23 protein-coding genes are annotated in these 22,809 nt (G+C 76.4%); 9 read left to right on the forward strand and 14 right to left on the reverse strand.

Annotated elements, in window-relative coordinates; translation table 11 throughout:
• Window positions 1-34 precede the first annotated feature (34 nt).
• From HL189_RS20845 to HL189_RS20860, 4 genes are read right to left on the reverse strand one after another with little or no spacing between them, the layout of a single operon-like run.
• Window positions 35-1,246, reverse strand: a complete 1,212-nt coding sequence (locus HL189_RS20845; RefSeq protein WP_369135649.1) for a glycosyltransferase — start codon at window positions 1,244-1,246, stop codon at window positions 35-37.
• A gap of 1 nt (window position 1,247) precedes the next feature.
• The gene (locus HL189_RS20850; protein ID WP_369135650.1) at window positions 1,248-2,357 is read right to left on the reverse strand and encodes a zinc-binding alcohol dehydrogenase; all 1,110 of its coding nucleotides are present in this window, start codon (window positions 2,355-2,357) and stop codon (window positions 1,248-1,250) included.
• A complete protein-coding gene (locus tag HL189_RS20855) occupies window positions 2,354-3,325 on the reverse strand; it encodes a Gfo/Idh/MocA family protein (protein ID WP_369135651.1) in 972 nt (323 codons plus the stop codon). Before HL189_RS20855 ends, HL189_RS20850 begins: the two co-directional genes overlap by 4 nt.
• Before the next feature lie 42 nt (window positions 3,326-3,367).
• Complete coding sequence (locus tag HL189_RS20860) at window positions 3,368-4,027, reverse strand: dienelactone hydrolase family protein (protein ID WP_369135652.1); 660 nt, start codon at window positions 4,025-4,027, stop codon at window positions 3,368-3,370.
• Between the two features lie 111 nt (window positions 4,028-4,138).
• On the opposite strand from HL189_RS20860, the gene HL189_RS20865 reads away from it, so the two are divergent.
• Window positions 4,139-4,798: a phosphoribosyltransferase gene (locus HL189_RS20865; protein ID WP_369135653.1), complete on the forward strand. Its 660-nt coding sequence runs from the start codon at window positions 4,139-4,141 to the stop codon at window positions 4,796-4,798.
• Window positions 4,799-5,182: 384 nt separating this feature from the next.
• Here HL189_RS20865 and HL189_RS20870 read toward each other — a convergent pair whose 3' ends face one another.
• The gene (locus HL189_RS20870) at window positions 5,183-5,581 is read right to left on the reverse strand and encodes a DUF6221 family protein (RefSeq protein ID WP_369135654.1); all 399 of its coding nucleotides are present in this window, start codon (window positions 5,579-5,581) and stop codon (window positions 5,183-5,185) included.
• A 52-nt stretch (window positions 5,582-5,633) separates the two neighbouring features.
• Here HL189_RS20870 and HL189_RS20875 point away from each other — a divergent pair, with 52 nt between their 5' ends.
• The 5 genes from HL189_RS20875 to HL189_RS20895 all read left to right on the forward strand — a co-directional run bounded on the left by HL189_RS20875 (window position 5,634) and on the right by HL189_RS20895 (window position 13,173).
• Complete coding sequence (locus HL189_RS20875; protein WP_369135655.1) at window positions 5,634-6,782, forward strand: YbhN family protein; 1,149 nt, start codon at window positions 5,634-5,636, stop codon at window positions 6,780-6,782.
• Between the two features lie 13 nt (window positions 6,783-6,795).
• Window positions 6,796-9,525, forward strand: coding sequence for a LuxR C-terminal-related transcriptional regulator (locus HL189_RS20880; protein ID WP_369135656.1), 2,730 nt, complete (start codon window positions 6,796-6,798; stop codon window positions 9,523-9,525).
• Between the two features lie 130 nt (window positions 9,526-9,655).
• The gene (locus tag HL189_RS20885) at window positions 9,656-10,651 is read left to right on the forward strand and encodes a DUF4386 domain-containing protein (RefSeq protein ID WP_369135657.1); all 996 of its coding nucleotides are present in this window, start codon (window positions 9,656-9,658) and stop codon (window positions 10,649-10,651) included.
• A 156-nt stretch (window positions 10,652-10,807) separates the two neighbouring features.
• A complete protein-coding gene (locus tag HL189_RS20890; protein WP_369135658.1) occupies window positions 10,808-12,433 on the forward strand; it encodes a glycoside hydrolase family 13 protein in 1,626 nt (541 codons plus the stop codon).
• A 98-nt stretch (window positions 12,434-12,531) separates the two neighbouring features.
• Window positions 12,532-13,173 (forward strand): DUF4333 domain-containing protein, encoded by a 642-nt coding sequence (locus tag HL189_RS20895; RefSeq protein WP_369135659.1) that lies wholly within the window; start codon window positions 12,532-12,534, stop codon window positions 13,171-13,173.
• Between the two features lie 36 nt (window positions 13,174-13,209).
• Here the strand turns inward: HL189_RS20895 and HL189_RS20900 are convergent, their stop codons facing one another.
• The 4 genes from HL189_RS20900 to HL189_RS20915 form a co-directional block, all read right to left on the reverse strand.
• Complete coding sequence (locus HL189_RS20900) at window positions 13,210-14,145, reverse strand: alpha/beta fold hydrolase (RefSeq protein WP_369135660.1); 936 nt, start codon at window positions 14,143-14,145, stop codon at window positions 13,210-13,212.
• Entirely contained in the window at window positions 14,142-15,584 is a 1,443-nt protein-coding gene (locus HL189_RS20905; RefSeq protein ID WP_369135661.1) for an NAD(P)/FAD-dependent oxidoreductase, read from the reverse strand. Before HL189_RS20905 ends, HL189_RS20900 begins: the two co-directional genes overlap by 4 nt.
• Window positions 15,585-15,685: 101 nt before the next feature.
• Complete coding sequence (locus HL189_RS20910; protein ID WP_369135662.1) at window positions 15,686-17,074, reverse strand: aspartate aminotransferase family protein; 1,389 nt, start codon at window positions 17,072-17,074, stop codon at window positions 15,686-15,688.
• Window positions 17,075-17,115: 41 nt separating this feature from the next.
• A complete protein-coding gene (locus HL189_RS20915) occupies window positions 17,116-17,370 on the reverse strand; it encodes a hypothetical protein (RefSeq protein ID WP_369135663.1) in 255 nt (84 codons plus the stop codon).
• A 5-nt stretch (window positions 17,371-17,375) separates the two neighbouring features.
• On the opposite strand from HL189_RS20915, the gene HL189_RS20920 reads away from it, so the two are divergent.
• Window positions 17,376-17,603 (forward strand): hypothetical protein, encoded by a 228-nt coding sequence (locus HL189_RS20920; RefSeq protein ID WP_369135664.1) that lies wholly within the window; start codon window positions 17,376-17,378, stop codon window positions 17,601-17,603.
• A gap of 29 nt (window positions 17,604-17,632) precedes the next feature.
• Here HL189_RS20920 and HL189_RS20925 read toward each other — a convergent pair whose 3' ends face one another.
• Complete coding sequence (locus HL189_RS20925) at window positions 17,633-18,868, reverse strand: MFS transporter (protein WP_369135665.1); 1,236 nt, start codon at window positions 18,866-18,868, stop codon at window positions 17,633-17,635.
• 21 nt (window positions 18,869-18,889) lie between these two features.
• Here HL189_RS20925 and HL189_RS20930 point away from each other — a divergent pair, with 21 nt between their 5' ends.
• A complete protein-coding gene (locus HL189_RS20930) occupies window positions 18,890-19,501 on the forward strand; it encodes a TetR/AcrR family transcriptional regulator (protein ID WP_369135666.1) in 612 nt (203 codons plus the stop codon).
• Between the two features lie 163 nt (window positions 19,502-19,664).
• Window positions 19,665-20,093: a hypothetical protein gene (locus HL189_RS20935; RefSeq protein ID WP_369135667.1), complete on the forward strand. Its 429-nt coding sequence runs from the start codon at window positions 19,665-19,667 to the stop codon at window positions 20,091-20,093.
• Between the two features lie 54 nt (window positions 20,094-20,147).
• On the opposite strand, the gene HL189_RS20940 is transcribed toward HL189_RS20935, so the two are convergent.
• The 4 genes from HL189_RS20940 to HL189_RS20955 all read right to left on the reverse strand — a co-directional run bounded on the left by HL189_RS20940 (window position 20,148) and on the right by HL189_RS20955 (window position 22,780).
• A complete protein-coding gene (locus tag HL189_RS20940; RefSeq protein ID WP_369135668.1) occupies window positions 20,148-20,657 on the reverse strand; it encodes a GNAT family N-acetyltransferase in 510 nt (169 codons plus the stop codon).
• A 405-nt stretch (window positions 20,658-21,062) separates the two neighbouring features.
• Entirely contained in the window at window positions 21,063-21,344 is a 282-nt protein-coding gene (locus HL189_RS20945; RefSeq protein WP_369135669.1) for a winged helix-turn-helix transcriptional regulator, read from the reverse strand.
• Window positions 21,341-21,745 (reverse strand): VOC family protein, encoded by a 405-nt coding sequence (locus HL189_RS20950; RefSeq protein WP_369135670.1) that lies wholly within the window; start codon window positions 21,743-21,745, stop codon window positions 21,341-21,343. Before HL189_RS20950 ends, HL189_RS20945 begins: the two co-directional genes overlap by 4 nt.
• Window positions 21,746-22,171: 426 nt before the next feature.
• Entirely contained in the window at window positions 22,172-22,780 is a 609-nt protein-coding gene (locus tag HL189_RS20955) for a hypothetical protein (RefSeq protein WP_369135671.1), read from the reverse strand.
• Window positions 22,781-22,809 lie beyond the last annotated feature (29 nt).

Genomic DNA, 22,809 nt, shown 5'->3' on the forward strand with positions numbered 1-22,809 from the left:
CCCGGGCGACCGTGGTGGCGACTTCGGCCGCTGGTCAGCGGGCGGCGGTGGCGTAGAGGTCCAGGAGGGCGGCGACGTGGCCGGCGGGGTCGTGCCGCTCGCGCACCCGCGCCCAGCCCGCCCGGCCGATCGCGGCGGCGTCCGCGGGGTCGTCCAGCAACCGGGTCAGCGCCGCGGCGAGGGCAGCCGGGTCCCCGGGCGGCGCGAGCAGGCCGGTGGCGCCGTCGTCCACCAGCTCCGGGATGCCGCCGACCGCGGAGGCCACCACCGGCACGCCCTGGGCGGCCGCCTCCAGCACGGCCATCGGGCAGTTCTCCCACCACAGCGCCGGCAGCACCGCGACCGCCGCGCCGCGCAGCAGCGCCGTGACCTCCGCCGCCGGTCGGGGCCCCAGCACGTCCACCGGCAGGTCCTGCGCGGCCACCCGCGCGCGGACCTGCCGCTCCATCCGCCCGGAGCCGGCGATCCGCAGCCGGACCCCGTCGGGCAGCCGGGCGGCGGTGTCCAGCAGCGTGCCGACCCCCTTCTCCGGGACCAGCCTGCTCGCGTAGAGCACGTACGGGGGTTCCTCCCGCGCCCGCCGCGGCTCATCGGCGGCGGGCACCGGGTTGGGCAGCACCCGTACCCGGTCGGCGGGCAGGCCGCCGGCGACGACCCGGTCCCGCAGGAAGGCGCTCGGGGCGACGAAGAGGTCGACCCGGTCGTAGACCCCGCGGGCCCGCGAGACGTAGGCGTCGGCGGCCGCCGCGACCGAGCGCCAGCGCGAGCCCTCCAGGCAGCGGTGCCGCACGACCTCGACGTAGTGCCCGGACAGGCAGCGCGTGCAGGGTGCCCCATCGGTGAAGAGCCGGTAGTTGGGGCAGACCGGCTTGTAGTCGTGCAGCGTCATCACCGTGGGCACGCCGCGTCGGCGCAGCGCGTCGAGCACCGAGGTCGTCAGCCGCTCGAACACGTGGTGGACGTGCGCGACGTCCGGCCGGACCTCGTCGACGACCCGGGCCAGCGCCCGGTAGGCGCGCGCCGACCAGGTGCCGGCCCAGGCCTCGCCGAACCGGGTGCGCGCGCCGCTGCCCGCGGCGACCGGCAGCCGGTCACGCACCGGGGTGGGCAGGGTGCGGTCCTCGGCCACCGCGAACGGGACCACCTCGTGACCTGCGCGGCGCAGCAGGTCCGCGGTGAGCGCGAGCACCGTCTCCGCGCCGCCCGGCCCGTCGGTCCAGTGGTTGCCGACCAGCAGGACGCGCACGTCAGCGGGGCCCGTCGAAGCGGAGCACCGCCTGCAGCGGCGGGCTGGGCAGCCGGCGGCCGGCCAGGTCGGCCAGCAGCGCCGGCCCGTCCTCGAACGGCAGGACGTCGGTGACCAGGTGCCGGCGGACGTCGTCCCCCCGCTCCCGCAGCAGGTCCAGGGTGACCGCGGCCAGCGCCGTCCGCGGCCAGGCGTCGGCCATGCCCCGCGGCACCCGGGAGATCTGCGCGCACACGACGCTGAGCCCGTTGTGGTGGAACTCCTCGCCGAGCCGGACCTGCTCGGCGCCGGCCTGGTAGAAGCCCAGGTCGACGACGACGCCCTGCGGGCGCAGCGCCTTGAGCGCGGTGGCCAGGGCGGCGTCGTGCCCGCGGCACTGGAGGACGACGTCGGCGCCGTGGTCCCCCGGCCCGTTGCGCCAGCGCTCCTTGACCGTGCGCCAGGCCTCGCCGGCGTCGTCCACCGTGTCCAGGCCCAGCGCCCCGGCGACCGCCCGGCGCTCGGCGGACGGCTCTGCCACCAGCACCTCGGCCGCGCCGTGCCGGACCGCCAGAAGCGCGGTGAGCAGCCCGATGACCCCGGCACCGGTCACCAGCACCCGCCGGCCGCGCACCCCGGCGTCCAGCGGCGCGCCCGGTCCGGCGAGCGTGGCCGCCGCGTGCAGCAGCCCGTTGACGCAGATGGGGCCCATCTGGGCCAGGTAGACGCCCAGCAGCGGGTCGAGGTCGTCGGGGACCGGGATGACCGGGCGCTGCGCCGGGTCGGCGCACCGGCCGGTGCGGTGCCCGTAGGCCATGGCGACCAGCTGACCCCCGGCCAGCTGGTCGGTCCGGCTCTCGGTGACCCGCCCGACCTCCATGTAGCCCAGCCCGAGCACCGGGTAGCCGGCCGGCGGACCGCCCGCGTCGAAGGAGCGCCGCTCGGCGTCCCAGCCGATCCGGTGGTGCGGGTCCGTGCCCCGGACCAGGGCCACCTCGGTGCCGGCGCTGACGCCGCTCCAGAGGGTGTGCACCCACGCCTGGCCCGGTCCCGGCTCCGGCTCGACGTCGTCGAGCATCGCCGGACGCCCGGGACCGGCGACCCCGATCGTGCGCACCGCGCGGTCGCTCATCGGGCCACCGCCGGAGCCGGGACGTCGACGACCCCGTTGCCCCCGGCGGCCGCCGCCACCGCGGTGACCAGCCGGTGGGTGCGCAGCGCCTCGGCGTAGGGGGCGCGGACGTCGTCCCCCTCGCCGCGGACGGCGGCCACGAACGCCCGGTCCTCCGCCTCGATCGGGTCGACCCGCCGGTGGACGGTGCGCTCGCCGTCCCGGTCGGAGACGACCAGCTCGTGCTCGGTGAGCCAGAGCCCCAGCCCGGGCGCGACCAGCTCCACCCCGATCCGGTAGCTGCGCGGCAGCAGGCAGCTGACGGAGAACGTCCCGACCGCGCCGGAGGCGAACCGCAGCGTGGCGGTGCTGACGTCGTGGATGTCGCCGGGGCCGTCCGGGGACCGGGATCCGACCGCGGACCCGCCGGTCGGCTCGCCGACCAGCACCCGGGCCACGTCGAACAGGTGGGTCGCCTGCTCGACGGTCTGCCCGCCCGACTGCTCCTGGCGGGCCCACCAGTCGACCCGGGGGGCCTTGTCCAGCCAGGCCGCGCGCAGGAGCCGCGCCGGGGTGCCGGCCAGCAGGTCGCGGGCCTGCTCGAGGGTGTCGAGGTAGCGCCAGTGGTAGCCCACGGCGGTCAGCAGCCCCGTCCGTTCGATCCGCATCGCGAGCCGCTCGGCGGTGGCCAGGTCGGCCGACAGCGGCTTCTCCACGAACAGCGGCAGCCCACGGTCGATCGCGGCCTCCTCCACCGCGCCGTGCCGGTGCGGCGGGACGCAGACGTAGAGCGCGTCGAGCTCCTCGCCGTCCAGCAGCTCCTCCCAGCCGGCGTACGCCCGGGCGCCGGCCCGGTCGGCGAGCCGGCGCGCCCGCTCCACCTGCGGATCGGCGATCCCGACGACGGCGACGCCGTCCTGGGCGGTCAGCGAGTCCAGGTGCCGACCGCCGATGAACCCGGCGCCGACCAGTCCGATGCGGGTGATCACGAGCCGCCGGGTTCCCCGCGCCGGCCGGTCGCAACCACCGGGTCAGCCGGCCGGCGGCGGCAGCCAGCGGCGCAGCCAGGCGATCGTCTGCTCGACCACCTGCTCGAGCGCGCCGGGCTCCGGGAAGAGATGGGTGGCGCCGGGCACCACGCTCACCTCGGACACGCCGGGCAGCCGGGCGGCCGAAGCCCGGTTGAGGGCGAGCACCTGCTCGTCGGCGCCGCCCACGAGCAGCAGGGCCGGCGCCCGCACCCGGGCCAGCGCCTCCCCGGCGAGGTCCGGCCGGCCGCCGCGGGAGACGACCGCGCGGACGACGTCCGGCCGGTCGGCGGCGGTGATGAGGGCGGCGGCGGCACCGGTGCTGGCGCCGAAGGCGGCCAGCGGCAGCCCGGCCGCCTCCTCGGCACCGAGCCAGTCGGCGGCGGCGGTCAGCCGCCCGGCCAGCAGCGGGATGTCGAAGCGGAGCTCCCGGGTGCGCTCGTCGATCCGTTCCTCGTCGGCGGTCAGCAGGTCCAGCAGGAGCGTTCCGAACCCGGCCTGCTGCAGGGCCGCGGCGACCCGCTGGTTGCGCGGGCTGTGCCGGCTGCTGCCGCTGCCGTGCGCGAAGAGCACCGTGCCCGCGGCCTGCCGCGGCACGGTGAGGTCACCGGTGAGCTCCACCGTTCCGGCGGGGAGCCGGACGGTGCGGTGGTCGGCCGGCATCGCGGATCACCTCCAGGCTGCCCGGTCCGTACCCCGGCGGGCGGTCGGTCAGCCCCGGACCGGGTAGGAGCCGGGGGTCCGCACGGGGGCAGCCGCCGCCAGGAGGTCCCGATGTCCGCGAGCACCGCGCCGTTCGCCGACCGGACCGAGGCAGGCCGCGCCCTGGCGGCAGCGCTCGCCGGGCACGCCGCCCCGGAGCTCGTCGTCCTCGGGCTCCCGCGGGGCGGGGTGGTGGTCGCCGCGGAGGTGGCCCGGGCCCTGGCCGGGACGCTGGACGTCGTCGTCGTCCGCAAGGTCGGCGTGCCCTGGCAGCCGGAGCTCGCGATGGGTGCCATCGCCGCGGTCGACGAGGAGATCGAGACGGTCCGCGACGAGCACGTCCTCGGGCGCCTGCAGCTCGGCGAGGACGCCTTCGACCGGGCGCGGGCGCGGGAGACCGCCGAGCTGCACCGCCGGGAGGCGGCGTACCGGCAGGGCCGGCCGCCCACCCGCCTGGCCGGGCGTCCGGTCGTCGTGGTCGACGACGGCCTGGCCACCGGGTCCACCATGCGCGCCGCGCTCGCTGCCGTCCGCCGGCAGGCACCGGCGCGGCTCACCGTGGCCGTGCCCGTGGCCGCGCCGACCGTGTGCGCGCGGATCGCCGCCGAGGTGGACGACGTCGTCTGCCTGTGGGCGCCGCCGGACCTCGTCGCGGTGGGCCAGGCGTACGACGACTTCCGGGCCACGACGGACGAGGAGGTCCGCGAGGCGCTCGCCGCGGCCACCGGTTGACTCCCCGGAGTCGGGTCGGGCCCGGTCCTGGAACGGCTCAGCAGCAGACCGACCACTGGTGACCGCAGACCCGGCAGACCAGCGCCGCCCACCAGTCACGGGGGTCGAACTCGCCGGGGCGGTCGTCGACCTGCCGTGCCGCACAGGAGGGGCACTGCGCCATCCTCGCGAGCGCGCTGGCCGACCGGGCTGCCGGGCGGAGCAGGACATCGGCCACGGAGACCTCCAGGGTCCGGCGGGGGCCCGCCCCCACCACTCGATGGCCGGAGGGTGCCGGTCGGGGCGCCCCGCTGCACGGTCGACACCGCGCTGGTCGCGGGACCGTCACGTGATCTCAACGGGGTCGCCCGGGAGCTGCAACGAGGGGCGGGCGGCGCCGCACCGTCAGGGGCGCCACTCGTCGCGGTAGTCCGGGTGGCCGGCGTAGGGCATCGCCAGGACGGCCAGGGTGAAGGCGGCCAGCTGGTGCGGTCCGCTGGGTGACAGCGGGAAGTCGGCCATGCCGCGGGGCCGGGTGCCGAGGAAGGCCAGGTCGGGCCGGGCGTCCCGGCAGGCCATCACGAGCTTCCGCTTCGCCGCGCACTCGGCGAGCACCCGGGCGGGGTCGTACCGGGCGACGAGCTCGGCGGCGCCGGCCAGTCCGCTCTCCTCGGGCACGTCCGCGGGGGTCCAGTCCCCGCGCCCGATCGCGCCCGCCGCGTCGGTGGCGATCCGCTTGTCCTCGGCGATCCGGGCGAGCAGGAACTGGTCCAGGTTCGGCTCGAGGCCTGACTCGACGTCCATGCCGGCCATCCTCCCGCCGCAGCCGCTCCCGCGTCTCGGGGACGATGGTCGGGTGCGGCGCGCCAGGACCATCCGGGAGACGGCACCAGAGGTCTCCTCGCCGGGTCAGCGACGGCGCTGGGTCCGCCCGCTGGTCGCAGCCGTCGCCGCCGGCGCCCTCCTCGTCGCCGCGGTCCTCGCCCGGCACCGGCTCGCAGAGTGGTGGGACACCCTCCTCGGGGTCCGCTGGCGGTGGCTGGCGCTGGCCGCCGTCGTCCAGCTCGCGTCCATGCAGTGCCTGGTGCTGCAGCAGCAGGTGCTGTTGCGGGTGGGCGGGGGCCGCGCCCCGCTGCCGGCCCTCACCTCGGCCGCCTACGTCGGCAACGCGCTGTCGGTCGGGGTGCCGGTGGCCGGCGCGGCCGCCGGCGCTGCCTACACCTACCGGCGGCTGCGCGACCTCGGCAACGGCCGGGCCCTGGTCGGCTGGGTGCTGACCGTCTCCGGGGTGGCGTCCACGGTGAGCCTGGCCGCGGTGCTCGCCGTCGGCTCGGCGGTCACCGGCTCGGTGGCCGGGGCGGTCGGCGCCTTCGTGGCCACCGCGGCCGCGGTGGTGCCGGTCGTGGTGCTGGTGCTCGCCCTCCGGCACGGGCGGACCCGCGACCTGCTGCTCCGCCTGCTGCACACGACGGTCCGGGTGCTCGCCCGGTGGGTGCCCGCCCTGCGCGGGGCGGAGGTGCGCAGCCGGGTCGACGGGCTGCTGGTGTCGCTGGGCTCCTTCCGGCTCGGCGTGGCGGGCGCGGCCGGGGCCGGCGGGTGGTCGCTGCTCAACTGGCTGCTGGACGCGGCGACCCTGGCGCTGGCGATCACGGCGGTGGGCGCCGCCGTCCCCTGGCAGGCGCTGCTGCTGGTGTGGGCGGCCGGGGCGCTGGCGTCGGCCAGCCGGGTCAGCCCCGCCGGGATCGGCGTGGTCGAGGCGGCGCTGGCCTCCGCGCTGGTGGCCGCAGGCCTGCCCGCCAGCTCGGCGGTGCCCGCCGCGGTGGTCTACCGGCTGGCCAGCCTCTGGCTGCTCGTGGGGATCGGGGCGCTGTTCCTCCTGGCGACGCCCCTCCGTCCTGCGGACGCGTCCGCCGCCGGCGACGGGGAACCCGCCGCCGGCAGCGGCCGCCCTCTACCGTCGGAGCACCCCGGCCCCGGGACCGGCGAGCCGGGCTCCTCCTGCTGAGCGGAGGTCCTCCATGGCTGGCCCGCTGCTCGCGACCAAGCTGCACGTCCCCCGCCGCCGGCCCGGCTGGGTGGCGCGCCGGCGGCTGGTCGAGCGCCTGGGCCGCAGCCGGGACGCGGCCCTGACCCTGCTCTCGGCCCCGGCCGGGTTCGGCAAGACGACCCTGCTCACCGACTGGCTGGCCACCGCCCCCGGGGGGCGGTCCACGGCGTGGCTGTCGCTGGACGCCCGGGACGACGACCCCGTGCTGTTCTGGACCTACCTCGTCACCGCGCTGGACGCCGCCGTGCCCGGGGTCGGCGCACGCGCGCTCGCGCTCCTGCAGTCGGCGGAGCCGCCGGTCGAGGCGGTCCTCGCCACGGTGCTCAACGACCTCGGCGCCGTTCCGGACGACGTCGTCCTCGTGCTCGACGACTTCCACGTCATCGAGGCCGCCCCGATCGAGGAGGGCATGACCTTCCTGCTCGAGCACCTGCCGCCGCGGCTGCACCTGGTCATCGCCACCCGCGCCGACCCGGCGCTGCCGCTGGCGCGGTGGCGGGTCCGCGGCGAGCTCGTCGAGCTCCGCGCCGCCGACCTGCGGTTCACCCCCGAGGAGGCCGCGGCCTACCTCGGCGAGGTGCTGGGACCGGTGCTGACGGCCGCCGACGTCGCCGCGCTGGAGGAGCGGACCGAGGGGTGGATCGCCGCGCTGCAGCTGGCGGCGCTGTCGCTGCAGGGCCGGGACGACGTCGCCGGCTTCATCGCGGGCTTCGCCGGGGACGACCGCTACGTCCTGGACTACCTGGCCGAGGAGGTGCTGCAGCGCCAGCCCGCGCCCGTCCGGGAGTTCCTGCTGCGGACCTCGGTGCTGGGCCGGCTCACCGGCCCGCTCTGCGACGCCGTCACCGGCCAGGACGGCGGCCGGGCCACGCTGGAGGCGCTGGACCGCGGCAACCTGTTCCTGGTCCCGCTCGACGACCGCCGCCGGTGGTACCGCTACCACCACCTGTTCGCCGACGTCCTGCAGGCGCACCTGCGCGACGAGCAGCCCGACGCCGTCCCCGCGCTGCACCGGCGCGCCGCCGACTGGTTCGAGCGGGCCGGCGACCGGGCCGAGGCGGTCTCCCACGCGCTGGCGGCGGGGGACGTCGCGCGGGCGGCGGACCTCGTGGAGCTCGCGCTCCCCGCGCTGCGCCGCAGCCGGCAGGAGGTCACGCTGTCCCGCTGGCTGGCGGCCCTGCCCGACGAGGTGGTCCGGGCCCGGCCGGTGCTGAGCGTCGGGTACGCCAGCGCGCTGATGGTGCGGGGCGAGGTCGCCGGGGTGGAGGCCCGCCTGCGGGACGCCGAGCGCTGGCTGGCGGCCGGCGGGGACCCAGAGATGGTCGTCGTGGACGAGGCGGCGTTCCGCGCCCTGCCGAGCGCGATCGCCGTGTACCGCGCCGGTCAGGCCCTCGTGCGCGAGGACGTGGCGGGCACCATGGCCCATGCCCGGCGGGCGCTCGAGCTCGCCGGGGAGGACGACGCGGTCGGGCGGGGAGCGGCGTCCGCGCTGCTGGCCCTGGCGTACTGGCGGACCGGGGACCTCGATGCGGCGCACCGCTGGTACGCCGCGGGAGCGGCGGAGCTGGAGCGTGCGGGGCACCTCTCCGACGTGCTCGGCTGCGCGATCGCCCTGGCCGACATCCGGCTCGCGCAGGGCCGGCTCTCCGACGCGGTGGACACCTACGAGCACGGCCTGCGGCTGTCGACGAGCGCGGGCGGGCCGGCGCTGCGCGGAGCGGCGGACATGCACGTCGGGCTGAGCGAGGTGCTCCGCGAGCGCGACGACCGGGCCGCCGCGCGGCGGCACCTGGAGACCAGCGCCGAGCTGGGCGAGCACGTCGGCCTGCCGCAGCACCGGTACCGGTCGCGGGTCGCGGCGGCCCGGCTCCGGCAGGCCGACGGGGACCTCGCGGGCGCCGTCGAGCTGCTGGAGGAGGCGGAACGCTGCTACGCCGGCGACTTCTTCCCCGACGTGCGGCCGGTCGCGGCGGTCCGGGCCCGGGTGGAGGTGGCCCGGGGGAACCTGGGGTGGGCGCTGGGCTGGGCGCGGCAGCGGGGGCTGTCCGTCGACGACGACCCCGGCTACCTGCGCGAGTTCGAGCACCTCACGCTCGTCCGGGTGCTGTTGGCCCGGCCCGACGCGGAACGCGACCTCGCGGGGGTGGCCCGGCTGCTGGACCGCCTCCTGCGCGCGGCCGAGGAGGGGCAGCGGACGGGCAGCGTGATCGAGGTGCTGGTGCTGCAGACGCTCCTCGCGCAGGCGCGCGGCGCCTCCCCCGCCGCGCCGGCCCCGCTGCGCCGCGCGCTGTCCCTGGCCGAGCCGGAGGGCTTCGTCCGGCTGTTCGCCGACGAGGGCCGCCCCCTGGCCGCGCTGCTGAGGTCGGTCGCCGACCGGGGCGACGTCCGCGCGCACGCCCGCCGGGTCCTGGCCGCCCTCGACGGCACCGGGTCCGTCCGGCCCGCCCGGCCCGGCCTGGTCGACCCGCTGAGCAGCCGGGAGCTGGACGTGCTGCGCCTGCTCGCCTCGGACCTGGACGGCCCCGGCATCGCCCGCGAGCTGTTCGTGTCCCTCAACACCGTGCGGACGCACACCAAGGCCGTCTACGCCAAGCTCGGCGTGAACAACCGCCGGGCGGCCGTCCGGCGGGCCGCGGAGCTCGGCCTGACCGCGCGCGACCCCGGCCACCGCTCTCCGCCCTCCGCCGTCCGCGACCGGTAGCCGCCCCGGGCGCGGCCCGGTTCACCACCCGGATCACCAGACGTGGTGATCCCCGCTCACCACCTCCGCTCCTAGCTTTCGGGCGTACCGGAGAACGACCGCCGCGGCGGCCGACGGCGGAGGAGCACCGATGAGCGAGCAGTACGAGATCCGCCTCACCGGGCACCTCGACCACCGCTGGGCCGCCTGGTTCGACGGGATGAGCCTCACCACCGAGAGCGACGGCACGACCGTCCTCACCGGCCCGGTGACCGACCAGGCCGCGCTGCACGGCCTGCTGCGACGGGTGCGCGACCTCGGCCTGCCGCTGGTCTCGGTCCTCCCGGTCACCCGCAGCCGACCCCTGATCCCCCGCCCCGACGCGACCCGTCCAGAGGAGACCGACATGACCAGCACCGCAGGAACGACCAGGGCGCCGATCGACCCGATGCGGAGGACCGCGTTCTGGGCGGGCGTGTTCTACCTGCTCACCTTCGCCGCCTCCATCCCCGCCCTCGTGCTCAGGAGCCCGGTGCTGTCCGACCCGGAGTGGGTCCTGGGCTCGGGGCCGGTCACCGCGGTGCTGATGTCCGGGCTCCTCGACGTGGTCACCGCCCTGACCGGCATCGCCACCGCCGTGGTGCTGTACCGGGTGTTGCGGCGGTACAGCGAGGGCGCGGCGCTGGGGTTCGTCACCACCCGGGTCATCGAGGGGGCGACGATCATGGTCGGCGTGATCGCCCTGTGCGCGGTCGTGACTCTGCGGCAGGAGGCGGCCGGCGCGGACGCCGCGGCGCTGGTGGTCGCCGGGCAGTCGCTCGTCGCCGTCCACGACTGGACGTTCGTGTTCGGCCCGGGCTTCATGCCGGCCTTCAACGCGCTGCTGCTGGGCTCGGTGCTGTACCGGTCCGGCCTGGTGCCCCGGGTCCTCCCGCTGATCGGGCTGGTCGGTGCGCCGCTGCTGCTGGCCTCCTCGACGGCGACGGTGTTCGGCCTCTGGGAGCAGGTGTCGCCCCTGGCGATGGGCCTGGCCCTGCCGATCGCGACCTGGGAGCTCTCCCTCGGCGTCTGGCTGGTGGTCAAGGGCTTCTCGGCCACCGCCGTCCCGGCCCCGGCCGCCGACCGCACCGTCTCCGTCTCCGTCTGACCGCAGGCTCCGACGGCCGGACCCCACCGGGGTCCGGCCGTCGTCGTGCGGGAGGCGATCGACCCGTGTCAGGTTGGCGACTGTCGCCGAACACGCGAGCCGCGGTTCGTGATCCACGGCACACGACCAGGGACGCCGACTGCCGATCTACTCCGCATGGCAACCCGGCTCGCAACGGTGCGGACCTCTCCGGACCCGCAGGTCACCGACGACGCCCCCTGGTGGCGCAGTGCCGTGGTCTACCAGGTCTACCTGCGCTCCTTCGCCGACGGCAACGGCGACGGCATCGGGGACCTGGCCGGCCTGCGCTCCCGGCTGCCGTACCTGTCCTGGCTGGGCGTCGACGCGCTGTGGATCAACCCGCACTACCCGTCCGGCGGCGCGGACGGCGGCTACGACATCACCGACTACCGGGCGGTCGACCCGGACTACGGCGACGTCGCCGACCTCGAGGCGCTGGTGGACGACGCCCGCCGGCTGGGGCTGCGGGTCGTGCTGGACGTCGTCCCCAACCACACCTCCGACCGCCACCCCTGGTTCCAGGCCGCGCTGGCCGATCCCGGCTCCCCCGAGGCCGCCCGCTACCACTTCGCCCCGCCGTCGGAGGAGCCGCCGAACAACTGGCAGTCGCTGTTCGGCGGCCCGGCGTGGTCCCGGGCCCCGGACGGCCGCTGGTACCTGCACCTGTTCGCCCCCGAGCAGCCCGACCTGAACTGGCGGGACCCCGCCGTCGCCGCCGACTTCGAGCGGACGCTGCGCTTCTGGCTGGACCGCGGGGTGAGCGGCTTCCGGGTGGACGTGGCCTACGGCCTGTTCAAGGACGCCGGGCTGCGGGACAACCCGGGCGCCTACGCCCCCACCCTGTTCGGCCACGGGCCGGAGCAGGCGATGACCTGGAACCAGCCCGAGGTGCACGACGTCTGGCGCCGCTGGCGGTCGATCTGCGACGAGTACCCCGGCACCATGCTGGTCGGCGAGGTCTGCCTGGCCGACCTGGAGCAGGTGGCGCTGTACTCGCGCCCGGACGAGATGCACCAGTCGTTCTCGTTCCGGCTGCTGAAGTCGCCGTGGTCGGCGGAGGCGTTCGCCGACGGCGTGCGGACGGCGCTGGACGCGTTCGGCGCGGTCGGCGCGCCCGTCTCCTGGGTGCTGGGCAACCACGACAAGGACCGGCAGGTCACCCGGTTCGGCGGGGGCGCGGTCGGCACCGCCCGGTCCCGCGCGGCCGCGCTGCTCGTCCTGGCCCTGCCCGGCTCGGCCTACCTGTACGCCGGCGACGAGCTCGGCCTGCCGCAGGCGGAGGTGCCGGACGAGGCGAAGCTCGACCCGATCTTCTTCCGCAGCGGCGGCGCCCGCTCCGGCCGGGACGGCTGCCGGGTGCCGATGCCGTGGAACGCCGACCGGGGGGTGGGCTTCTCCCCCGACGACGCGGCGAGCCCGTGGCTGCCGATCCCCGCCGACTGGGACCGGTACGCGGTCTCCCGCCAGGCGCGGGACGGCGGCTCGGTGCTCACCCTGTACCGGCGGGCGCTGGCCCTGCGCGACGCCCACCCGGCCCTCGGGTCCGGCGACGCGACCGTGAGCCGGCGCGGCGACGTGCTCACCGTGCGGTGCACCGCGGCGGACGGGTCCGCCGTCCGGTGCGTGGTCAACATGGGCTCGGGGACGGCGCTGGTGCGCACCCGCGGCACGGTGCTGCTGGCGTCGACGACCGGCGTGCGGCGGTCGGCCGGCAGCGTGGCACTGCCCGCGGACACCGCGATCTGGCTCGCGGAGGACTGAGCCCGGCCCGGGCTCAACCCGGGCTCAAGTCGGCTCTCAGTGGACTTCAAGCGCTCCCGTCCACCGTGTCGGTGACACCCCGACCCGAGGAGCCCACCATGACCCAGCAGCTGCCCCCGACCTACGCCCCGCCGGCCTACCCCGCGCCGACCCACCCCGCGCCGACCCACCCCGCGCCGGCCGCCTTCGCGCCGGCCCCGCCGCCCGGCCGCCGGCGCCGCACCGGCCTGATCGCCGCGGTCACCGGCGGCCTGGCCACCCTCGGCCTGGCCGGCGGCGCGCTCGTGCTGTTCGGCACGCCGATGCTGGACACCGCTGAGGTGGCCGACCGGATCGCGGCGGACACCCAGACCCAGATCGGCGTCCCGGCCACCGACGTGAGCTGTCCCGACGACGTCGAGATCGCAACCGGCACCGGGTTCTCCTGCACCGCCCGGATCGACGGCCAGCCGGTCACCTACAGCGTCCGGCAGACCGACGACGAGGGCACCGTGCAGTTCGAGCTGGACGACGAGATCGTGCTCGTGGGGAAGGTGGAGCAGGCCGTCGCCGAGCTGGTGGCCGCCGACTACGGCCTGACCGTGTCCACGGTCTGCGACAACGGCGAGCACCGGGTGCTGGTCCAGGACATGCCCACCTCGGTGCCGTGCACGGTGACCAACGTCGACGACCCCGCCGACACGCTGGACGTGACCGCCGACGTGGCGGCCGACGGCAGCGTCAGCTACACCGAGGCGTGACCGCCGCACGTTGACCCGGCGCCGCCCGGCGCCGGGTCAGCGCGGCGTCGTCCGGACCGGCCCGGCCACCGGGTCCCGCGGCCCGGGGACGGCCGTCCCGGACGCCGCCCCGATCGACGCCCGCAGGAAGGCCAGCACCGGCAGCTCGAGCGCCACCGGCGAGTCCAGCATCGGCCAGTGCCCGCTGTCCGCGAGCACCCGGACCTCGGCCCGCGGGAAGGTCTCCCGCTGCCGGTCCGCCCAGCGCACCGGGACGTAGGGGTCCCGCGCCCCCCAGACCACCAGCACCGGCCAGCGGTCCCCCGGCAGCCGGCGGTGCAGGTCGTCGGCGACCGCGGCCATGTCCGTGGCCCGGTACAGCCGGAGGACGGCGCGCCGGGCCGCGGGGTCGCGCGAGGCCCGGTGCATCCGTTCCAGCGCCTCCAGCGGCAGCCCCCGCGGGCTCCCCTGGCGCATGGCCAGCCGCAGGCCGCGGAGCGTGGTCGTGCGCAGGGACACCTCGCCCAGGCCGCTGGTGCGCCAGATCCGGGCCAGCGAGTGCCAGGGGTAGTCCCGAAGCACCCCCACGTTCACGAGCACCACGCTCGCGACGCGGTCCGGGTGGTCGGCGGCCCAGGTCAGGCCCCAGGGGCCACCGAAGTCGTGCAGCACCAGGTGCGCGCGCCGGACGGCGAGCCGGTCCAGCAGGGCGTCGAGGTGCCGCGCGTAGCCGTCCACGGTGTACACGAACCGGTCGGGCTTGTCCGACTCGCCGTAGCCGGGCATGTCCGGGGCGACGGCCCGGGCGAACGCGCCCACCCGGGACACCAGCCTGCGCCAGTCCTCCGCCGGGCCGGGGTTGCCGTGGACGAGCACCACCGCCTCCTCGGCCTCGGGTGGCCCCGCCTGCAGGTACGACGTGCGGACGCCGTCGACGTCCACCGCCGACCGGCCCACCGGGGCCAGCCGGTCGGTCCCGATGCCGGAGGTCACTGCACTCCCCTTCCGACTCCTGCCCCGACCGGGGTCTGCTCGGGTGGACGCGGCGGCGGCGGGGCGTCCACCCCGGCGCCGCCGCCGGCGCGGAGCACGGCGGCCAGCACGCGCGGCCGGAACAGCGCGGTCGGCGGGTCGAGCATGCCGAGCACCCGGGCGTACGCCGTGGTGACGGTGGGATCGGTGGTGGCGGCGGCGGCCACGCGGTCCAGGTAGCGGTGCTGCGCCCGCAGCACCCGGGTCACCGGCATCCCGGTCGTCGTCGGGAAGCGCAGGTCCTCCCCGGTCGAGATCATCCAGGCGGCGGCGTCGGCACGGGCCTGCGCCCGCTGGAACCGGGCCGCCAGCCCGTCGCCCAGGTCCCCGGGGTGGTGCGTCGCCCGGTGGGCCCGGAGGCAGGCGTCGAGCGCCTCCGCGGCCATCCCGGCCACGCTCATGCCCTGCCCGTAGACCGGGTTGAAGGCGGCGACCGCGTCGCCGACCACGACGAACCCCTCGGGCCAGCGCGGCATCCGGTCGAAGCGCCACCGCCGGTTGGCCGTGCCGCGGTGCCCCCGGATGGGGGACGTCGGCTCGGCGCCGGTGACCGCCTCGGCGATCACCGGGGAGCGTAGGCGGCGGACGAACGCCCACCAGCCCTCCTCGTCCGTCGGCGGGTGCTCGCCGGCGGCGCCCATCAGCGAGACGATCCACTGCCCGTCCTCGACCGGGAACAGGTAGCCGGTGCGCGGGTTGGTGGGCGGGCCGGCGGTCAGCATCACCGCCGTCCAGTCCGCGTCGAAGCCGTCCGGGATGCGGAACAGCCGGGCGGCGTAGGCGACCTTCGGGTCGACCTGCTCGAGGACCGGCGCCGGGTACCCCAGCTCGGCCAGCCAAGCCGGGGCGCGCGACCCCCGGCCCGCGGCGTCGACCACCAGGTCGGCTGCCAGGTCCGTCGTGCCGCCGTCGTCGACCCGGCGCACGGTCACCCCGGTCACCGACCGGGCGTCCGGCGAGGTGGTCAGCGCCGCGGCCTCGGAGCCCTGCAGGACGGTCACCCCGGGGAGCTCGAGCACCCGGCGGCGCAGCACGGCCTCCATCAGCGGCCGGGTGGACGACACCACCTCCCAGGCCACCGGCCTCCGGTCCATCCAGCCGGCCGAGCCGAGCAGCAGCTGGTCCCGCGGGACCCGCACCGGCACGCCGCCGGCGGCTTCCAGTTCGGCGCTGAAGCCCGGGAGGAGGTCGTCGGCGACGGCGCGGCCGCGCGCCAGCAGCACGTGGAGCAGCCGGTCCTGCGGCACACCGCGGCGGTGCTCCGCACCGGCCGGCAGGACGTCGCGCTCCACGACGACGACCTGCTCGACGTGGTCGGCGAGGACCCGGGCGGCCAGCAGCCCGGCGACGCTGGCGCCGATCACCACGGCGCGCCCGGTCGAGGACGGTGTTCCGGCCATGGTCGCTCCTGCGGGGGAAGTCCGGTCAGGGGACGGGCACGTCCACCGTGTCCCCGCGGCGCGGGAGATCACAAGACCCCCGCGCACGCCACGCCAGGGGATCAGCGCAGCGCGGTCCAGGCGGCCGTCACCGCCGCGACGGACCGGTCGACGTCGTCCGCGGTCGTCGACCAGTTCGACACCGACACCCGCATCAGCCGCTGCCCGTGCCAGGTGGTGCCGCCCATCCAGCACTCGCCGGACCGCTGCACCGCCGCGACCACCGCGTCGGTGGCCGCGTCGTCGTCCCCGAAGCGGAGCAGGACCTGGTTGAGGACGACGTCGTTCGCGACGGTCACCCCGTCCAGCTCCGTCGCGCGGTCGGCGAACCGCCGGGCGAGGGCGCAGCACCGGTCGACCAGGTCGGTGACGCCGGTGCGGCCGAGCTCGCGCAGCGCCGCCCAGGTCGCGAAGCCGCGCGCCCGGCGGGAGGACTCGGGGACGAAGTCGGACGGCGCGCGCAGGCCCTCCTCGCCGTGCCCGGTGAGGTAGGCGGCGGTGAACGCCATGGCCGCGCGGTGGTCCTGCGGGTGGGCGCAGAAGGCGTAGCCGCTGTCGTAGGGCACGTTCAGCCACTTGTGCCCGTCGGTGGTCCAGGAGTCCGCGCCCTCGACGCCGGCGACCAGGTGCCGGGTGCGGGGGCTGGCCGCCGCCCACAGCCCGAAGGCGCCGTCGACGTGCACCCACGCGCCGCGCCGGTGGGCCAGCTCGACCGCGGTCGCGAGGTCGTCGCAGGCACCGGTGTTGACGTTCCCGGCCTGCAGGCAGACCACCGTCGGGCCGGGTGGCAGCGCGGCGAGCGTCCCGGCCAGGGCGTCCGGGTCGATCCGGCCCTGGGCGTCGGCGGGGACCGGCTGCACGGCGGCGGCACCGAGCCCGAGCAGCCGCAGCGAGCGGTCGATGGTCACGTGCCGCTCCTCGCCGGCGACCACGCGGATCCTGGGTGCGCCGGCGAGCCCGTCGCGTTCGACGTCCCAGCCGGCGTCGGCGAGCACCCGGTGCCGGGCGGCGGCCAGGCACACGGTGTTGGCACCCTGCGCCCCGGTCCCGAACCCGACCGACACGGTGGCCGGCAGGCCCAGCAGCTCGGCGAGCCAGCCGCCGGCGACGTCCTCGACGACCGCCGCTGCCGGTGAGGTCACCGGGTTGAACGCCGGCTGGTCCCAGCCGACGGCGAGCATGTCGGCCGCCGTCGCCGCGTCCAGCGCCCCGCCGACGACGAAGCCGAAGTAGCGCGGTCCGGTGGTCGCCACGAGTCCTGGCTCCACGGCCCGGCACAGCTCCTCGACCACGGCGACCGGCTCGGTGGGCTCGTCGCGCAGGGAGCCGAGCGCGGCCCGGACGGCGTCGGCCGCCGTCGGGGCGGGCACCACGGGCCGGTCGGCGACCGAAGCCCGGTGGTCAGCGGCCCGGGCCGCCGCGTCGGCGAGGAGCGCATGCAAGTCGGCCATCCCGGCATGCTCCCACCGGAGGACGTCGTGCCGGGCGTTCCTCAGACCGGGCGGTCGCCGGGCGCCGGGGCCGGCGCCGCGCGTTCGGCCTGCACCTGGATCTCGATGTTGGTGCGGTTCGCCACCGGGTCCCAGATCTCCTCCAGCGGCGCCAGCACCGACCCGCCGATGCCCCGCCGACGGGCTCGGCGGCCCAGCAGCGCGACGGCGACCGGGACGGGCCTCCGGTGTGGGGTGGCGGCCGTGCCGTCGGACGCGGCGCCGTGCTGGACGGCGCCCGGGCAACTCGTCACCATGGAGCATGGCCGATCGCCGACTGCATGTCGGGGGGCAGGACTTCGTCGTCCGATCGCGGCCCGACGAGCCGGGCGTCCACGACTTCACCTGGGTCAGCCATCCCCACGACCCGCAGTACGGGTTCAGCACGGCCCGCTCGGACGGGTCGGCCATGACGGAGCCGGAGATGCGTGCCGCCATCGCGGACTTCTTGTCCGACATCGATCCGGAGACGGGCTACCTCGCCGGCTGAGCAGGCGCGTGCCGCGCTCGGGACGCCGGCTACCGCCCGGGCAGGGACTGCTGGGCGGGGCTGCGCGCGCCCAACGGCCTTGCCTGCGCCGGGGGCCTCCCCCGGCGGGGCGCGGCGATCGCGGCTGCCGACACCAGGCACGCGGCCGTGACGAACGCGGCCGAGGTGCCCACGGCACCGGTGAGGACGCCCAGGAGCACCGCGCCGGCGGCCTGGCCGATGGTCAGCGCGACGAACAGCACGGCCGTGGCCTGCGCTCCCGCCTCCGGCGCCAGCCGGCTGCCCCAGGCGATGAGCACGCCGCTGACGGCCACGAAACCGCTGCCGAACAGCGCCAGCGCGGCCGCGGCGACGACGGCGCTCCCGGGCCGCCAGGCCAGCAGGGCGGTGCCCGCGGCGGTGACCCCGACCGAGGCCACCCAGGCGACGGGGAGGCCGGCGGTGCGCACCAGGCTGCCGCTCAGGCCGCCGAGCAGCGCGGCACCCCCGAACAGGCACCACAGCAGGGCGGTGACCTGGGCGGGCAGCCCGCTGGCGGTCATCACGTCCCGGCCGAACGTCCACACCCCGGCGGCCCCGGCTCCGGCGAGCAGCGCGGCGGCCAGCGCCGGGGCGAGGCGCCGCGGCCGGAACCCGGTGCCCGGCCGGTCCCCGTCGTCCGGAGACGAGCCCCAGCTCGTGGACCGGTCGGCCCACCAGGTCAGGAGCAGGGCGCTGCCGGCGAAGCCGAGCCACGCCGACCGCCACTCCGCCGGCCAGGCGAGCACCACCAGGCCGCCGAGCAGGACCCCTGCTCCGGTGCCGCTGTTCACCACCGCTTGGGAGCGCGGCTCGGTGGACGGCGGCACGGTGCCGGCCACCGCGGCCACCAGGGCCGGGCTCGCGGCACCTGCGCCGCTGCCGGCGACGAGCGCACCGATCGCCAGCACGGGCGTCGCCCAGGCACCGGCGACCACCAGCGAGCCCGCCGCGGCGCTGAGGCCGGCCACCCACAGCGCCGCCCGCGCCCGCCCACGGTCGACCAGCCGCAGCCCCACGACCGCCGCGACGCAGTAGGCGAGGTAGCTGCTCGCGGCGATGCCGCCGGCGACGCCGGAGGAGAGCCCGAGGTCCGCCCGGAACTGGGGCAGGTAGAGGCCGAACCCGTACCGGGTCAGCCCGTAGGTCACCGCGATGACCAGCAGCCCGCTGGCCACCAGGGTGCGCGGTGTCCGCCGGTGCGCGGTGTCGTCTGCCGGCTCGGAGTGAAACGATCGTTTCAGCATAACGATCGTTATGCTAGGCGCATGGGTGTTGACCGCGCGAGTCGACCGGCCCGGGAGCGCCTGCTCGATGCCGCCGGCGAGCTGTTCTACGAGTCCGGGATCGCCGCGACCGGGGTGGACGCCGTCCTGACCCGCGCCCGGGTGTCACCCGCGACCCTGTACGCCCACTTCGCCGGCAAGGACGGCCTGGTGGCGGCGTACCTGGAGCGCCGCTTCCGGCACTGGCGGGAGGTCTGGGACGAGGTGCTCGCCGAGCGGACCGACCCCCTGGACCGGCTGCTGTCGGTCTTCGACGCCGTCGTCCGGTACCGCGAGGTCGAGGGCAACCGGCGCGGCTGCGCGTTCCTCGCCGCGGCCACCGAGCTGCCGCCGGACCATCCCGGTCAGCAGTGGCTGGCCGCCGACTCCGACCTGCTGGCCGAACGCCTCCGCCAGCTGGCCGACGAGGCCGGTGTCGAGGACCCCGCCGAGGTCGCGGACGGCCTCCTCTCGTTCTACGACGGGGCGCTGGCGCGCATGGCGCGGCAGGCGGTCTCCCCCGGGCTGGACAACGGGAGCCCCGTGGACCGTGCGCGGCAGATGGCCGCGGAATGGCTGGCCGGCCGGATGCCTCAGGCCCGCCCGACCGGCTGAGCCGCCGTGGGCCTCAGCAGGGCCGGTGGGTCGGTGATCCCGTGGGAACGTCACCGCTCGGCCTCAGCGGAGTTCTCCGGCCGGCGCGACGATGATGCCGTCGGGGCGCCGGCGGACACGCTGCCGGCGCGTGGACCACGGCGCCGGACGAGAGGAGCGGACGGTGGAGGAGCAGCAGACCTGCGGCCGCGGCCTGGCCCAGAACGCGGCGGTGCCGGCCGCTCTCGCCGCGGCCGCTGCCGGCCTGGCGCAGAACCTCGAGGTCCACGTGCGCGCTCTCGACCCCGGCGAGGCCGCCGCGGCCGAGGAACAGGGTGTCTACCAGCGCGTGGCGCACCGGCTGCGCAGGGCCGCCGCCGAGCTGCAGGCCGCTGCCGCGGAGATGGCCTCGGCGGTCGACCTGCCGATGGGCGCACACGACATGGCCGCGATCACCACGACCGACGTCCTCGATGCCTTCCGGGACCACGTCGCGGCCGAGGACGACCTGCGTCGACTGCTCGAGGCGCGGCGCGTGGAGAACCAACTCATGCTCGCGGCGATCCGGGAGGAGGTCGGGGGCCCGGACGTCGGTGGGCGCCCAGCTCCCTGAGCGGCCACCTTCAGCGGCTGGCCGCCGTGAGGCGGCACCCGCCGCTCAGCGGCGCTACGGGTGCCTCGTGCCGGTCGTCAGCTCCCAGCGCCAGACGGCGCCGACGTCGGGGTCCGTGAGCTCGGCGGTGCGCCGGAAGCCCAGTCGCCGGAGGACCGCCGCCGAGGCGTTCTCCTCGGCCAGGGTGTGGGCACACACCAGCGTCACCCCCCGGGCGGTCGCGATGTCCAGCCAGCGGCGGGCGGCCTCGGTGGCGTGGCCCCGTCCGCGGTGGGACGGAGCGATGCTGTAGCCGATCTCCACGGATCCGTCGGTGGGTGGACCCTTGAAGCCGCCGAGACCGACGACCGTGGTCGTCGTGGGGTCGATGACCAGGTAACTGGACCAGTCGGGGTCCATCCCGTCCCGGAGCCCCTGGACGACCGCGGGGAGGGCCTCGGGGAACTCCAGGTAGCCGTCGGCCACCCGGTAGCCGAATCCCCGCGTGAAGGCGTCGCTGCCCTCGAGCAGTGCCTCGGCCCGGTCGCGCGTGAGCGGTTCGACGACGGTGTGCTGCGCTTCCATGGACTCATCCGGTTCCCGTGCCGACGCCGCGTGCGGTGAGACGCCGCCATCCTCGCCCAGCCGCACCACTTGTGGGGTCGTGCGGTGCGCCAGCTCGGGACGGGGGCGACAAGGGGACGGCGGCCGTCGCGTCTGGCCGCTCGGCCGATCGCGGCGGACGCCCTCGCGGGATGTCCGCCTGCCTGGCCGGGGTCTGCCGACACCGGCGTCCCTGAACTGCCTTCGCGGTCAGCCACAGCGGTGACCGCTGCGCGTAGCCACCGCCGGCGGCGTGCTCACTGTCCTCGAAGTCGAGATCGCGGTGACCAGCACCCTGCCAGCTCGCCGGTGTCCCACAGCGGCCCACCATGAGACAGGCCCCGCCACGGCTGAGCCCCTGTAGCGCATCGCGATCCCGCGCCACCCCTAAGCCTGCTCGGCGCCCCAGCGTGCGAGCGCGACGATCGCCGTGCGTAATGCAAGCCCGCGATCGGTGAGCGCGTAGGCCCGGGTGTTGTGCCGGAGCGGCAGACGGGTCAGTACGCCGGCCGCTTCGAGCTCGCGAAGGCGGGTCGCCAGCATGTTCGTGGGCACTCCGAGGTCGCGCTGCAGATCGCCGTAGCGCTGCGGCCCGTCGAGCAGCCGCTCCACGACCAGTAGGGCCCACCGGGCCCCGACGATGTCGAGGGCCGCGGCGAGGTCGCTCACGCGGTCGGATCGTCGTCCGGCTTCATCCAGAACGGCGAGTAGTGATAGCCGTCGAGGTCGTCGAACTGGCGCTGGTACATGAAGGGGTAGTCGTCGGTGTCACCGATCCGCCCGCCGGCGGCGCCGGCGCGCTCGGTGAGCTCGTCGACCGCCTCGCGGCTGCCCAGGTCGAACGAGACGGTGACCTTCGAGGGCGTGTGGGATCCGCCGACCAGCTCCTCGACGCCGCCGACGCTCGCGTACATCTCGCGGCTACCGAGCATGACGTACTGCTCGGGCGCGATCGCGAAGCACGACACGTTGTGATCGGACATCTCTGCGTTGAGGGTCCAGCCGAGGGCGGCGTAGAAGGCGGTTGCGCGCTCGACGCTCTCGACCGGGCAGGTGATGAACAGGCTCATGCGGCGACACTTGCAAAATGCAAGTGCGACGTCAAGTACCGGCCGCGCGCTCACGTTGGGCCGTGCTCACAGGGAGCTCTCGTTGGGGCCAGGTGAGTCTTGAACGGTGACGCGGCAGGAGGTCTGTGCCGATGTGGTCCCTCCTGGAACCGCTGATGCCGACGGTGACCGAGCGGTCGCGGCCGTGGACGGATCACCGGCTCGCTGCAGAAGCATGGAGTCGGTACCGCACCGGGGCGCCGTGGCGGGTCACGTTGGCGCGGTTCGGGAAGGGGAACTCGAGCTGGAACGGTTCACCGAAGCGGCGCCCCAGAGAACGCCTCACGTCCCCGTATCGATGTCCCTCAGGCCGCCCTCAGGGACGGTCGCCGCCGTGTGGTCCCACAGCGCGATCGGCGTGGTCAGGTTCGGGTGGCCGGGCCGGTCTCAGGCCGGGGACCGGAGCCAGGGATCCCGCAGGTCGAAGAAGTCCGTCGGCCCGACGGCCAGCTGCTCCATCTCCTCCATCGCGGCCCGCAGCTGCGGCGGGACCTCCTTGCGCTCGCCCTCGCGCGCGTCGGCCTCGGTGGTGAAGTACAGGACGACGGTGTGGCCGCCGTCCTCGTGGCCGATCGTCACGCTGCCGAGCACGTCCGGCCGGAACTCCGCCCACACGTCCGGGTCCTGGCTCATCAGCTCCGCGGCCCGGACCGGGTCGCTGGTCCGCCCCTGCATCACCTGCACGAAGCCGGCACGGTCGGGGTCGCCCTGCAGGTCCACCGTGACGTCGGTGCTGGACCGGACGGTGGTCACCGCCTCCAGGGACTGCTCCGCCTCGCTCCACCACCGCCGGTGCTCCGGGCGGTCGGCGGCCTTCTGGGCCGCCTCCTCGGACTCGAAGCGGACCACCGCCAGGACGCGACCGTCTTCGGTGACCCCGGCGGTGGTCCCCAGCCACCCCGTCGCACCCGGCGCCACCTCCTGGGCCCACCGGTCGAGCCCCGCCCGCACCGCGGCCGGGTCCGACGTCCTGCCCTGCACGACCTCGACGTACATCGCACGCCTCCTGTCGGGGATCGGTCCTC

It is taken from the genome of Modestobacter sp. I12A-02662 (assembly GCF_041028325.1).
Taxonomy (GTDB): Bacteria; Actinomycetota; Actinomycetes; order Mycobacteriales; family Geodermatophilaceae; genus Modestobacter.

What these genes read in the sequence shown, in the direction of transcription:
- HL189_RS20850 (WP_369135650.1), bottom strand. Translation starts at nt 2,357, where the DNA reads ATGAGCGACCGCGCGGTGCGCACGATCGGGGTCGCCGGTCCCGGGCGT.
- HL189_RS20860 (WP_369135652.1), bottom strand. Translation starts at nt 4,027, where the DNA reads ATGCCGGCCGACCACCGCACCGTCCGGCTCCCCGCCGGAACGGTGGAG.
- HL189_RS20865 (WP_369135653.1), top strand. Translation starts at nt 4,139, where the DNA reads ATGTCCGCGAGCACCGCGCCGTTCGCCGACCGGACCGAGGCAGGCCGC.
- HL189_RS20870 (WP_369135654.1), bottom strand. Translation starts at nt 5,581, where the DNA reads ATGGACGTCGAGTCAGGCCTCGAGCCGAACCTGGACCAGTTCCTGCTC.
- HL189_RS20880 (WP_369135656.1), top strand. Translation starts at nt 6,796, where the DNA reads ATGGCTGGCCCGCTGCTCGCGACCAAGCTGCACGTCCCCCGCCGCCGG.
- HL189_RS20885 (WP_369135657.1), top strand. Translation starts at nt 9,656, where the DNA reads ATGAGCGAGCAGTACGAGATCCGCCTCACCGGGCACCTCGACCACCGC.
- HL189_RS20890 (WP_369135658.1), top strand. Translation starts at nt 10,808, where the DNA reads ATGGCAACCCGGCTCGCAACGGTGCGGACCTCTCCGGACCCGCAGGTC.
- HL189_RS20895 (WP_369135659.1), top strand. Translation starts at nt 12,532, where the DNA reads ATGACCCAGCAGCTGCCCCCGACCTACGCCCCGCCGGCCTACCCCGCG.
- HL189_RS20905 (WP_369135661.1), bottom strand. Translation starts at nt 15,584, where the DNA reads ATGGCCGGAACACCGTCCTCGACCGGGCGCGCCGTGGTGATCGGCGCC.
- HL189_RS20910 (WP_369135662.1), bottom strand. Translation starts at nt 17,074, where the DNA reads ATGGCCGACTTGCATGCGCTCCTCGCCGACGCGGCGGCCCGGGCCGCT.
- HL189_RS20915 (WP_369135663.1), bottom strand. Translation starts at nt 17,370, where the DNA reads ATGGTGACGAGTTGCCCGGGCGCCGTCCAGCACGGCGCCGCGTCCGAC.
- HL189_RS20920 (WP_369135664.1), top strand. Translation starts at nt 17,376, where the DNA reads ATGGCCGATCGCCGACTGCATGTCGGGGGGCAGGACTTCGTCGTCCGA.
- HL189_RS20925 (WP_369135665.1), bottom strand. Translation starts at nt 18,868, where the DNA reads ATGCTGAAACGATCGTTTCACTCCGAGCCGGCAGACGACACCGCGCAC.
- HL189_RS20930 (WP_369135666.1), top strand. Translation starts at nt 18,890, where the DNA reads ATGGGTGTTGACCGCGCGAGTCGACCGGCCCGGGAGCGCCTGCTCGAT.
- HL189_RS20940 (WP_369135668.1), bottom strand. Translation starts at nt 20,657, where the DNA reads ATGGAAGCGCAGCACACCGTCGTCGAACCGCTCACGCGCGACCGGGCC.
- HL189_RS20950 (WP_369135670.1), bottom strand. Translation starts at nt 21,745, where the DNA reads ATGAGCCTGTTCATCACCTGCCCGGTCGAGAGCGTCGAGCGCGCAACC.
- HL189_RS20955 (WP_369135671.1), bottom strand. Translation starts at nt 22,780, where the DNA reads ATGTACGTCGAGGTCGTGCAGGGCAGGACGTCGGACCCGGCCGCGGTG.